The organism is Streptomyces sp. NPDC051662 (assembly GCF_040681655.1).
Taxonomy (GTDB): Bacteria; Actinomycetota; Actinomycetes; order Streptomycetales; family Streptomycetaceae; genus Streptomyces.
Genome location: NZ_JBFAZD010000029.1, coordinates 26,881 through 38,964, shown reverse-complemented (window position 1 = coordinate 38,964; position 12,084 = coordinate 26,881). Strand labels below are relative to the sequence as shown.

Below are 12,084 nucleotides of genomic sequence, written 5' to 3'. Positions count from 1 at the left end.
GGGCAGTGGGGAGGATGATGGCCCCGGCGGTGGGTCGCGCCGCCGGGAGGGGGTCAGGCCGGACGGCCTCGCGATGCGCGGATCTCGTGTTGTGCGCGTAGCTCCGCCTTGCGGATCTTGCCGACGCTGGTGCGTGGGAGGCGGTCGAGGAACACGACGGAGCTGGGGACTTTGAAAGCACTGAGCCGTTCGGCGCACCAGTCCAGTAGGTCGTTGGCCCTGAGCTCATAGCCGGAACGGACGGTGGCGACGAGCACGATGGCCTCGTCGCGGACCGGGTCGGGGACACCGATGGCGGCGCATTCGGCGACGGCAGGGTGGTCGCCGGCGACGCGTTCGATCTCGCCGGCCGAGATGTTCTCCCCGGAGCGTTTGATCATGTCTTTGGAGCGGTCGACGAAGAACAGGAAACCATCGGCGTCGCGACGTGCGAGGTCGCCGGTGCGCAGGCCCTGATCGGTAAAAGTCTCCCGGGTGGCGGGAAGGTCGTGCCAGTATCCGGCGGCCAGGGTTTCACCGGGATGTCCTACGATGCGCATTTCGCCGGTGCCGGGGCCGGCGATGGTGTGGCCGTTCTCGTCCACGAGGTCGACGGTGACGCCCCGGACGGGGCGGCCGATGCTGTCCCACAGGCGACCGTCGTCGTCGGGGTTCATGGTGGGTGGCAGGACGGTTTCGGTCATCCCGTACAGCTGCACCAGGCGGGTGCCGAAGCGGTGCTCGAATGTGGCTGCGTCGGTCGCGGTGAGGTTTTGGGCGAACAGCACGGTCCGCAGGCGGTTGTCCGCGTCGCGGGGCCTTGGCGCGCCGGCCAGGATCATGCGCACAGGAGCCGCGAACAAGCTGGCGAGGGTCGCGTCCATCGTTCGTGCCTGTCGTGCCCAACCGCTGGCTGAGAAACGCGGCGCGAGTGCGACCGACGCACCACGCACCAGTGCCGACATGGCGCAGTAGTACTGGGCGTTCGCGTGGAACAGCGGCAACACGATCAGCCACCGGTCCCGCTCGGTGACCTTCAGGTGGTCGGCGACGGCGTTGCCCGCGGCGACATAGTTCGCGTCCGTGACCATGACACCTTTGGCGCGACTTGTGGTGCCCGACGTGTAGAGGATGGCGGCGACCCGTCCCGGGTTCCGCTCGTCGGTGTCCTGCGCCGCCTGCGCCGGCGTGGTGCCGCGTAGAGCGTCGACCTCGGCGGTGTCGCGGATCGAGACCACTGGGACCGCGTCGTCGAGGATGTCGCGCAGTTCGTGTTCCGAGGACTGCGGATTCGTCGGCACCAGGACGGTGCCCGACAGCGCCGTGGCAAACCAGACATCGAAGAACTCGGGGCAGTTCGACAATTGCACATGGACACGGTCACCAGGTCGCGCGCCACTGCGACGCAGCCCCGCCGCCATCGCCCGGCTGCGCGCCAACTGCTGGGCGTAGGTGATCGTTTCGCCGTCGGGCAGGACAGCGAAGACGCGGTCCTGTCCGACGGCGTGGCGACGCAACAGTCCGGCGACGGTGTCAGTCATGAGCGACATGTATCGACGGCGCACCGTGATAGCTGGCGACTCCCGCGCCCTCGCGACGGACCTGCTTGTTCCCCACAGTGTTACGCAGCACCCCGACGTTGGATGCCTCAAGTTCGACCACGTCTCCCGGCTTGATCCACCGATCGAGTTCGAAACCGCAGCCACCACCGACCGTCCCCGTGGCGAAGAACTCCCCGGGGTACACGTCCTCGTCGAGCGAGGCCCAGGCGAGCACTTCGGCGAAGGAGTACTGCCGCTCCTTGGACGTGCCCGACGCCCACACCTCTCCATTGACCCGGGCGCTCATCGCGATCGACCACTCGTCGACCTCGTCCATCGTCAGGACGCACGGGCCCATCGCGGTGCAGAAATCCTTGCCCTTGGACGGGCCGATGGTCATGGCCATCTCGAACAACTGGATGTCGCGGGCGCTCACGTCGTTGAAGATCGTGATACCCGCGATACGTGTGCGGGCCTCGGCCGGTGTGAGGTCACGCCCGCCACCGCCGGTGAAGAAGCCGATTTCCAGTTCGAAGTCGAGTTGGTCGGTGTAGGACGGCCACAGCAGCTCGTCGTCGGGGCCGACGATCGTCTCGACGTTGCACTTGTAACAGACGGGCATCGCCGCGAACGCCGCCGGCACGGCCAGCCCCGCGCCGGTGGCATGCTGGGTATAGGTCAGGTAATCCCGCACGCGCCGAGGGCGCGGTACCGGTGCGAGCAGTCGGACATCGTCGATCGCGTGGACGACTGGGGCGTCGTCGTCACCGGTGAGGGTGTCGCCGCGGCGGCGACGTTCACGCACGATTTCCAGCGCCCGGCGCGCGTGTTCGAGACCGTCATCGCCGCTCTCGAAGAACGCCACCATCTCCGTCGCGACCTCGGGGGCTCGCCCGCCGGCCGTCGGCCCTGATCGCAACCGCTGCTCAGCTCGCAACGCCGGTCCCGGTTCGACCACGCTCTCGCCGTCGAGGACTCCGAGTCGCGGTCCACCCGCACCGGGGCGAAAAGTCACCAGTCGCATGCCCGTCTCCAATCTGCTGATTGCTGTGCTGCGTCGCGGCTCGGACAAGGACACGCGGGCGGCGGCAGCTTGCCGTTCGCCGTGTCACTGGACCGTTCTTGTTGTGAATCACCGAGAGCGTGTTGCAGCACACACTGGCTCCCCATGCTGGCGTTGTCAATCGCCATGCGGTAAGAAGTGAATATTGAATAGTCGATGGCGATGATTCGGATGAGGAGCCGCGATGAGTCAGCGAGTGCACGTGGCGGGGGTGGGCATGGTCCCGTTCGCCACTCCCAGGACGAGTGAGCCGTACGACGTGATGGGTGAGAAAGCCACCCGGGCGGCGCTCGCCGACGCCGGGATCGACTACGAGCGGGTGCAGCAGGCGTACGTCGGCTATGTCTACGGCGACTCGACCTGCGGGCAGGCGGCGCTTTACCGCGTAGGCCAGTCGGGCATCCCGGTGATCAACGTGACGAACAACTGCTCCACCGGGTCCTCTGCGCTGTTCCTCGCCCGGCAGGCGATCGAGAGCGGCGCGGTGGACTGTGTGCTGGCTCTGGGGTTCGAGCAGATGCAGCGTGGCGCCCTCGGCATGGGGTGGCAGGACCGGCCCAGTCCGTTCGTCCGGTTCGACGAGGTCGCCCAGGCGATCCAGGGCGAGTCCGACGCCCCCTTCGCCGCACAGTACTTCGGCGGCGCGGGTGCGGCCTACGCCGCCGAGTACGGTCTGGCCGACGACACGCTCGCGAAGATCTCCGTCAAGGCCCGCGCACACGCGGCGAACAACCCGTACGCGGTGTTCCGCGACCCGGTCACCGTCGAGCAGGTGCTGGCGTCGCCGCAGATCTTCGGCCCGTTGACCCGTCTGCAATGCTGCCCGCCAACGTGCGGCGCGGCGGCCGCGGTGCTGTGTGGTGAAGACTTCGCCCGTGAACACGGGCTGCGCACCGACGTCGCGATCAAGGCACAGGCGATGACCACCGACACCCCGTCGACCTTCACCGACGCGGACATGCGGAAAGTCGTTGGCTACGACATGACGAGAGCCGCCGCGCAGCAGGTGTACGAGAGGTCCGGCGCATCCCCCGAGGACATCCGGGTCGTCGAGCTCCACGACTGTTTCACCACCAACGAACTGCTCTGCTACGAAGCGCTGGGCCTCACGCCCGAGGGCACAGCGGAGAAGTTCATCCTCGACGGCGACAACACCTACGGCGGGCGCGTGGTCACCAACCCCTCCGGCGGCCTGTTGTCGAAGGGGCATCCGCTCGGCGCGACCGGGCTGGCGCAGTGCGCGGAACTGGTGTGGCAGCTGCGCGGCCAGGCCGACGCCCGGCAGGTGGAGAACGTGAACTTGGCGCTGCAGCACAACATCGGCCTCGGCGGCGCCGCGGTCGTCACCCTCTACGAGAAGGTGAGCTGACCCTTGACCATCGACCCGGGCAAGGCCACCGCGCTGGTCTTCGACCCGCTGACGGTGCGAGCCGACCGAGGGCGGCTGGCGCTCTTCGCCCGAACGATCGGTGAAACGGATCCGGTCTACACCGACCTCCACGCCGCCCAGCAGGCCGGGCACCGCGACCTACTGATCCCGCCGACGTTCTACTTCAGCCTCGAACTGGAGGCCCCCGACCCGTTCGGCTACCTCACCGAGATCGGCATCGACCTGCGCACGATCCTGCATGGCGAGCAGTCCTTCACCTACCACTCGCTCGCGCATGCCGGGGACACGCTCACCCTGCGGCCGCGCATCAGCGAGGTGTACAGCAAGAAGGGCGGCGCGCTGGAGTTCCTGGTCAAGCGCACCGACATCACCCGCGACCGCGACCTTGTCGCCGAGGCCACCTCGGTGCTCGTCGTCCGTCACCCGGAGGCAGCGAAATGACCACGGCACCGGAGATCCGGGTCGGCACCGAACTCCCGCCCCTGCGGGTCGAGCCGATCTCCCGGACCACGCTCGCCCTGTTCGCCGGCGCGTCGGGGGATCACAATCCGATCCATCTCGACCTCGACGTCGCCAAGTCCGCCGGACTCGACGATGTGTTCTGTCACGGCATGCTCTCGATGGCCTACCTCGGCAGGCTCCTGACCGGGTGGGTCCCGCAGTCACGGATCCGCTCCTACCGGGTGCGCTTCGTCTCGATCACCCCGGTCCACGGCCAACCGACCTGTACCGGCACCGTCGTGTCCCTCGACCACGACGAGGCGACCGTCGAGCTGACGATCACCCTTGAGGACGGCACCATCACCCTCACCGGCGACGCCGTCATCGATGTCCGAAACGGACTCGGTCCGTGACGACGGCGCTCGAAGTCCCGCTTGCCGGACGCGCCTGTGACGTCCGCGGACCCCCGGGGCCCCGTCCGACAGCGACGTAATCCTCATCGATGACACGTGACGGCGAAAGGTCTTGACGCACATGGGAAAGCTCGACGGGAAGGTAGCGATCGTCTCCGGCTCCGGCCGCGGCATCGGCCGGGAGATCGCGCTGAAACTCGCCGCCGACGGCGCGTCGGTCGTGGTCAACGACATCGACGACGCACCGGCCAAGGAAACCGTCGCTGCCATCCGGACCGCGGGCGGACAAGCGGTCGCGGTCGTCGGCAGCGTCACCGAGGACGGCTTCGCCGAGACGTTCGTGCGCGCCGCGGTGGAGAACTTCGGCGGGCTGGACATCATCGTCAACAACGCCGGATACACCTGGGACACCGTCATCCAGAAGATGACCGACGAGCAGTGGGACGCCATACTCGACGTCCACCTCAAAGCGCCGTTCCGGATCCTGCGCGCCGCTCAACCGGTGATCTCCGCGGCGGCCAAGAAGGACGCGGCGGCAGGCGAACCGGTGCCCTGCCGCAAGGTCGTCAACATCTCCTCGATCGCCGGACTCGGCGGCAACGCCGGGCAGGCCAACTACGCCGCCGCGAAAGCCGGCGTCACCGGACTGACCAAAGCGCTGGCCAAGGAATGGGGCCGCTACAACGTCACCGTCAACACCGTCGCCTTCGGCATGATCAGGACCCGCCTCACCGAAGCATCGGCCAATGGCGACGGCACCATCGACGTGGCGGGCCAAGAGATCAAGGTCGGCGTCAACCCCGAACTGCTCTCCACAATGGAACGGATGATCCCGCTCGGCCGCACCGGCACAGCCGAGGAAGCCGCCGGCGCGGTCTACTTGTTGTGCATCCCCGAATCGGACTACGTCAGTGCTCAGACCCTGGTCTGCGGCGGCGGATTCATCATCTGAGACCGACATCGGCGCGTCGGGGAAGGACGGCGACGAACTCCGACCGGTTCGTCATCACGTTCTACACCGCACCGCGCCTCGGCGTGCGAGAGTGACAATCGAGCACCCGGCAACCGCGACGCGGAGGAGACCATGACCGTCGGCAGCGCGGCACCGCGGACCACCCGCCCACGCAACCGCCGCGCCCTCATCGTGAGCGCGGGCACCGAGCTGTTCTTCGACCGCGGCTACGACAAGATCGGCGTGTCCGACATCGCCGAGGCCGTCGGCATCGGCCCGTCGGCGCTCTACCGGCACTTCGCCGGCAAACAGGCCCTGCTGCGCGAAGTCCTCACCTCGGCCCTGGTCCCGTTCCGCGCGACCATCGAGACCCTGGATCTCACCGATCGGGCCACCGGGCTTCCCCAACTCGCTTTGCTGGCGCTCGAACACCGCCGGCTCGGTGTCCTCTGGCAGCGCGAAGCCCGCCACGTCGCCCAGCCGGACTTCACCGACCTGCGCGCCGAACTCAGCGGGATCGGGCAACTGCTCGCGAGCCGTCTGCGGCACGCCCGGCCGGACCTCTCCCCGGCGGCGGCCGACCTGCTGGCCTGGTCGATCCTCGGGGTTCTGATGAGTACGTCGTTCCACCGCCTCGACCTGCCCACGCCGGAGTACACAGCACTGCTGACCGATCTCGTCGGCATCGTCGTTGACACCCCGCTGCCGCATCTGCCCGATCCCGGACCGCCCGCACCCGGGCCGCCGGGGCTTGTGCCGCATTCACGCCGCGAGGCGATGCTGACCCAGGCCGTTCGGATGTTCGCCCGTGACGGCTACACCGGGGTCGGCATCGAGGACATCGGCGCGGCCGTCGGCATCGCTGGAGCCTCCCTCTACAACCACTTCGACACCAAAGCCGAGCTGCTCGTCACCGCCCTGCGGCGTGGCACGGCCGTGCTGTCCATGGAACTCTCGACCATCTACGGCACAGCCCCCGACCCGGCAGCAGCGCTCACCCGGCTCGTGGCCTCGTATGTAGGTTTCACCCGCCAGCACCACGACCTGATCGACCTCATGATCACCGAACTCGGGCACCTGCCCGACAACGAACGGCACGACGCCCGCCGTGCCCAGCACGACTACGTCAGTGAATGGGCACACCTGCTGCGCGCCGCCCGGCCCGAGCTCGACCCCACGGCCGCCCGCATCCGGGTCCATGCCGCGCTGGCCGTCGCCAACGACACCGCCCGCACACCGCACCTGCGCCACAACACCGCCACCGAGCCCGCGGTGCGGACACTGTGCCTGCGGCTGCTGGGAACCCCAGCCTTGCCGCAGCACTGAACCGCGGACCGAGCGGTAACTGTGCGTCGTCGACCGTATCAGGGGACAATGGAAGCACTGGAAGTCACGGGAGACATCCCAGCGCCCCAGCTTCAGAGCCAGCGCTGAGGAGGTCAGGCGCCGGCAAGGTGGAAGGTGCGGTCCGGGATGACGGAAACGGGATCTTTCGAGGCCGACAGCGATTCTTCCGGCCGTCCGCTGGAGCGGCCGAGTGGGGTGCTGGACGCACTCGGTGTGGCGGTGGTGGCGCTGGACGCGGCAGGGCGGATCGTCCTGTGGGGCCCGCAGGCCGAGCAGCTCTTCGGCTACCCCGCGCGGGAAGTGCTCGGCCGGCGCGCGACGCGGTTGCTGGCCCATGACAGCAGCGGGGAGCTGGTGGCCGGCGAGTGCGCGCGGATGGTCGAGACCGGCGAGGGCTGGGCCCGTGTCCTTCCCGTCCGGACCGAGGACGGAGGAACGCGGCAGGTGGAATTCCGCTGGACGCGGCTACCGGGCGACCAGGGGGACTTCTTCGCGCTGGGTATCGCCACGGACGCGTCGAAGGTGCGTGACGTGGAGCGGGATATCGCGTTGTACACGCAGTCCATCGCCCAGTCGCCGATCGGGCTGGCGGTCCTGGACACCGATCTGCGTTATGTGGCCGTCAATCCGGCGATGGAACGGTTCCATGGTCTGCCGGCCAAGGACCACCTGGGCCGGGGGCTCGGCGAGGTCCTGCCCTCGGCCAGTGTCGAGGCGTCCGAAGCGGTAGCCAGGGACGTGCTTGAGTCCGGACGCCCTCAGATCGACAAGTTCTCCATGGGCCGCACCGCGGCCGACCCTGACAACGATCATGCCTGGTCCGTCTCCGTATACCGGCTGGAGGGTCCCCACGGACAGGTTCTGGGCGTGGCCACGTCGGTAGTGGATATCACCGATCGGTACGATGCGATCACAGCGGCGGCCCAGGCACGTCGGCGTCTGGGCCTGATCGCCGAGGGCTCCGCCCGTATCGGAACCACCCTGGACATCACACAGACGGCCCGCGAACTGGCTGACGTCGTGGTGCCCGGACTCAGCGACATCGCGGTGGTGGACGTGCTCGACTCCACCCTGGGCCATCGTCGCCCCGCGGTACTCGACAGCGGCCCGGTACTCGTGCGTACCCTCGCGGTGAAGACCGCCTGCCCCACAGAAGTGGCCCCCGCTTTCGGCACAGTCGACCAACTGGCCGACTACGACGCCGATCGACTGCTCACCCAGTCAGTACGGACCGGTCACCCGATCATGGTGGCTCACGTGGACGAAGAGGATCTGGCACGCATCGCCCGTGACGCCGAAGCCGCCGCTGTCCTGGCCAGGAGCGGCATCCACTCATATCTCGCGATACCGCTCGCAGCCCAGGGCGAGGTACGGGGAGTACTGAGCCTGATGCGCGGCCCCAATCCGCTCCCTTTCACGGCGGACGACTCCATCCTGGCCGGTGAGCTGGCCGGCCGGACCGCGGTGTCCCTCGACAACGCGCGCCTGTACCAGAGCGTCCGCAACACGGCGGTGACACTCCAGCGCAGTCTGTTGCCGCGACCGGCGCCGCCCGAGAGCCTGGAGGTCGCCACGCGCTACCAACCCGCGGTGGCCACCAACGAGGTTGGTGGCGACTGGTTCGATGTCATCCCCCTCGCGGGGGACAGGACCGCGCTCGTGGTGGGCGATGTGATGGGCAGCGGCATCGACGCGGCCGCCGCGATGGGCCGCCTGCGCACCGCCACCGCCACACTGGCCGACCTCGACCTCTCGCCCGCCGAGGTGCTGCGACACCTCGACAAGATAACCGCCGGTCTGGAGCCCTTCTTCGCCACCTGCATCTACGTCGAGTACGACCCGCACAACGATCAGTGCCGTATTGCCGGGGCCGGACACCTGCCCCCGGCACTCATCCCCGCATCGGGGCCTTCCGAGCTGCTTGACCTGCCATCCGGCGCGCCCCTCGGCGTCGGCGGCGTCCCGTTCGAAACGACCACCGCGCCCCTGTACCCCGGAGACCAACTGGTCCTCTACACCGACGGCTTGGTCGAAACCCGCCGCGATGCCATTGATGATCGCCTCGACGTCTTCCTCCGCGTGCTCGACGGCCCCGGCCGTTCTCTGGAAGAAACCTGCGACCGGCTCCTGGACACACTGCGTGATCCACACGATCGGGACGACGTGGCGATACTCATTGCCCGGCCTCGGCCGCGCCCCTGATCCACCATCGAGCGGGGCATTTCCGATGTCGCGCCCCTCGCCTTCGGCGGCTACAAGCGGTCGGGCAACGGTCGCGTCGGCTGGAGTGGTCGTCGTCGTGACGTTCCTCTCATCCGTTGGAGGTGAGGTCACGGCCGATGATCTCTTTCATGATCTCGGTGGTGCCGCCGTAGATCGTCTGGATGCGGGCGTCGACGAAGGCCCGTGCGATGGGGTATTCGAGCATGTAGCCGTAGCCGCCGTGGAGTTGCACGCACCGGTTGACGACCCGGTTCTGGAGTTCGGTGGCCCACCACTTGGCCTTGGCCGCGTCGACGGCGCTGAGCGTGCCGTCGTTGAAGTCGCCGATCACCCGGTCGAGGTAAGCGCGCGTCACCTCTGTCTCGGTGGCGAGTTCAGCCAGGGTGAAGCGGGTGCTCTGGAGGTCGGCAATCGGCTTGCCGAAGGCGGTGCGCTCAGCACAGTAGGCGAGTGTCCATCGCAGGGCTGCCTCGGCGGCGGCCTGTGCGACGACCGCGATGGCCATGCGCTCGCGGGGCAGGCGCTCCATGAGGTGGACGAAACCGCGGCCCGGCGTGCCAAGGAGGTTGGCGGCGGGGACACGGACCTCGTCGAAGAACAGCTCCGCGGTGTCCTGCGCGTGCAGCCCGACCTTGTTCAGTTTGCGGCCTCGAGTGAAGCCGGGCATGCCGCGCTCGATGACGAACAGGCTCATCCCCTTGGCACCGGCCGCGGGATCGGTCCTGGCCAGCACGATGACGAGGTCCGAGTGGATGCCGTTGGTGATGAACGTCTTGGCTCCGCTGACGAGGTAGTCGTCGCCGTCCTTGACGGCGGTCGCGCGGATGCCTTGCAGATCGCTGCCCGCGCCGGGCTCGGTCATGGCGATGGCGGTGACGATCTCGCCGGAACAGACACCGGGAAGCCACCGGCGCTTCTGCTCCCCGGTGGCGAGGTCGAGCAGGTAGGGCAGCGCGATGTCGTCCTGCAAGCTCAGGCTCAAGCTGACCGACGCGGCTCCGACGTCGGCCAGTTCCTCCATGACGACGGCGCGATAGCGGAAGTCGCTCTCGCCTCCGCCACCGAACTCCGCGGGCACGGCGATGCCGAGCAGTCCCTGTTTACCCGCGGCTGTCCACAACTGCCGGTCCATGAGGCGCTCCTGCTCCCAGCGCTCCTGATGCGGTGTGACCTCGCGCGCGATGAACTCGCGGACCATCTCGCGAAACGCTTCGTGGTCCTCGGTATAGAGCTTGCTCTTCACTGGACTCCTCGGGGCCGTAGGAGAGTACGAGAGGTAGGGGGAGGTCCGTCTCAGACAGTGGCCGGGGCGGTGACGATGACACCGGCTGCCAGCAGTGCGGAGACCTCCTCCTCGGGCCGGCCCCAGTCGGCGAGCGCGGACACGGTGTGCTGCCCGGGGTGCGGCGGCGGTCCGGCGATCGAGCCGGGCGTCCGATCCAGGCGCGGCGCGGGGGACGGCTGCCGGACACCGGACGACGACTGGAAGACCTCGCGAGCCGCGTTGTGCGGGTGCTCGTGGGCTTCCCAGGGGCTGAGCACCGGCGTGACGCAGGCGTCGGTGTCCTGGAAGCGGGCCGTCCACTCGTCACGGGTGCGCTCCTTGAACACCGCCGCCAGGCGCCTGCGCAGTTCGGGCCACCGTGCGCGATCGTCCTGCCGCGGTATGTCATTGGCTTCGGACAGGCCGAGTCCGGTCATCAACTGGGCGTAGAACTGGGGCTCCAGGGCGCCCACCGCGATGAAACGGCCGTCGGCGGTCTCATACGTGTCGTAGAACGGTGCGCCGCCGTCGAGCAGGTTCCCCCGGCGGCCTGCCGGCCAGTGCCCTGCGGCACGCATCCCGTGGAGGCCGGCGGTGAGCAGCGCGGCGCCGTCCACCATCGCGGCGTCGACGATCTGGCCGAGGCCGGAGCGCTCGCGCTCGAAGAGCGCGGCCAGGATACCGACGGCGAGGAGCATGCCGCCGCCCCCGAAGTCGCCGATGAGATTCAGCGGCACGGTGGGCCGTGCCGCGTCACCGATCGGCTCCAGCGCCCCGGACAATCCGATGTAGTTGATGTCGTGACCGGCGCGTGGCGCGAGCGGTCCCTCCTGCCCCCAACCGGTCATCCGGCCATAGACCAGGCGCGGGTTGAGCCCACGGCAGTCGTCCGGGCCGATGCCCAGACGTTCGGCGACACCGGGACGGAACCCCTCCACCAGCACGTCGGCCGAAGCGGCAAGGTCACGGACCAAACGCGCGCCGTACGGATGCTTGAGGTCGACGGCCACCGATCGGCGCCCCCGAATCAGCGGGTCTGTCGGTCCCTCGGGCAGTGCGCCGACCGAGGCCGCGCGGTCGATCCTCAGGACTTCGGCACCGAGATCGGACAGCACCGTACAGGCGAACGGCCCAGGAGCGAGGCTGGCGATCTCTATGACGCGCACTCCGGCAAGTGGCCCGGATGAAGTTCTTGTCATGGTGGCTCCGCCACTTCGGCTTGAGTTCGGTGTGGGGACGTTCGGCGCTTGGCCGGCCAGGGGGTTTCGCAGCCGACCTCTTCGTCCGCGTCTCGACCCCTTCGTCCGTATCTCGACGGCGAGAGCGTGGTCGAACCGGGACCGGTGTCGCGAGCTGAGCGGCCCGGGGGTGCGCCGATCTTGTTGTGAATATCCAAGAGCTTGTTGCAGCAAACACTGACTCCTCGTACTGGCGCTGTCAATCCGTATGAGGTAAGAAGTGAATTTCTAAT

10 protein-coding genes are annotated in these 12,084 nt (G+C 68.3%); 6 read left to right on the top strand and 4 right to left on the bottom strand.

Annotated features, from left to right (window positions below; genetic code table 11):
- Nucleotides 1-53: 53 nt before the first annotated feature.
- Nucleotides 54-1,520 (bottom strand): AMP-binding protein, encoded by a 1,467-nt coding sequence (locus AB0M67_RS33830; RefSeq protein WP_365751404.1) that lies wholly within the window; start codon nt 1,518-1,520, stop codon nt 54-56.
- Nucleotides 1,513-2,544: a fumarylacetoacetate hydrolase family protein gene (locus AB0M67_RS33825; protein WP_365751403.1), complete on the bottom strand. Its 1,032-nt coding sequence runs from the start codon at nt 2,542-2,544 to the stop codon at nt 1,513-1,515. The genes AB0M67_RS33830 and AB0M67_RS33825 overlap by 8 nt, the downstream gene beginning before the upstream one ends.
- A 223-nt stretch (nt 2,545-2,767) precedes the next feature.
- Here AB0M67_RS33825 and AB0M67_RS33820 point away from each other — a divergent pair, with 223 nt between their 5' ends.
- The 6 genes from AB0M67_RS33820 to AB0M67_RS33795 all read left to right on the top strand — a co-directional run bounded on the left by AB0M67_RS33820 (nt 2,768) and on the right by AB0M67_RS33795 (nt 9,328).
- Nucleotides 2,768-3,952, top strand: coding sequence for a lipid-transfer protein (locus AB0M67_RS33820; RefSeq protein WP_365751402.1), 1,185 nt, complete (start codon nt 2,768-2,770; stop codon nt 3,950-3,952).
- Between the two features lie 3 nt (nt 3,953-3,955).
- Complete coding sequence (locus AB0M67_RS33815; protein WP_365751401.1) at nt 3,956-4,414, top strand: MaoC family dehydratase N-terminal domain-containing protein; 459 nt, start codon at nt 3,956-3,958, stop codon at nt 4,412-4,414.
- A complete protein-coding gene (locus AB0M67_RS33810) occupies nt 4,411-4,827 on the top strand; it encodes a MaoC/PaaZ C-terminal domain-containing protein (RefSeq protein ID WP_365751400.1) in 417 nt (138 codons plus the stop codon). Before AB0M67_RS33815 ends, AB0M67_RS33810 begins: the two co-directional genes overlap by 4 nt.
- Nucleotides 4,828-4,948: 121 nt before the next feature.
- Nucleotides 4,949-5,779 carry an SDR family oxidoreductase gene (locus AB0M67_RS33805; protein WP_365751399.1) on the top strand — a complete coding sequence of 277 codons (831 nt, stop codon included), beginning with the start codon at nt 4,949-4,951 and terminating at the stop codon, nt 5,777-5,779.
- A gap of 132 nt (nt 5,780-5,911) precedes the next feature.
- Nucleotides 5,912-7,105, top strand: coding sequence for a TetR/AcrR family transcriptional regulator (locus AB0M67_RS33800; RefSeq protein WP_365751398.1), 1,194 nt, complete (start codon nt 5,912-5,914; stop codon nt 7,103-7,105).
- A 147-nt stretch (nt 7,106-7,252) separates the two neighbouring features.
- Nucleotides 7,253-9,328: a SpoIIE family protein phosphatase gene (locus AB0M67_RS33795; RefSeq protein ID WP_365751397.1), complete on the top strand. Its 2,076-nt coding sequence runs from the start codon at nt 7,253-7,255 to the stop codon at nt 9,326-9,328.
- 109 nt (nt 9,329-9,437) lie between these two features.
- Here the strand turns inward: AB0M67_RS33795 and AB0M67_RS33790 are convergent, their stop codons facing one another.
- Together AB0M67_RS33790 and AB0M67_RS33785 are read right to left on the bottom strand one after the other, a co-directional pair.
- On the bottom strand, nt 9,438-10,592 hold the full coding sequence (locus tag AB0M67_RS33790; protein WP_365751396.1) for an acyl-CoA dehydrogenase family protein: 1,155 nt from the start codon (nt 10,590-10,592) through the stop codon (nt 9,438-9,440).
- 50 nt (nt 10,593-10,642) lie between these two features.
- Nucleotides 10,643-11,812, bottom strand: a complete 1,170-nt coding sequence (locus tag AB0M67_RS33785) for a CaiB/BaiF CoA-transferase family protein (protein WP_365751395.1) — start codon at nt 11,810-11,812, stop codon at nt 10,643-10,645.
- Nucleotides 11,813-12,084: the final 272 nt, after the last annotated feature.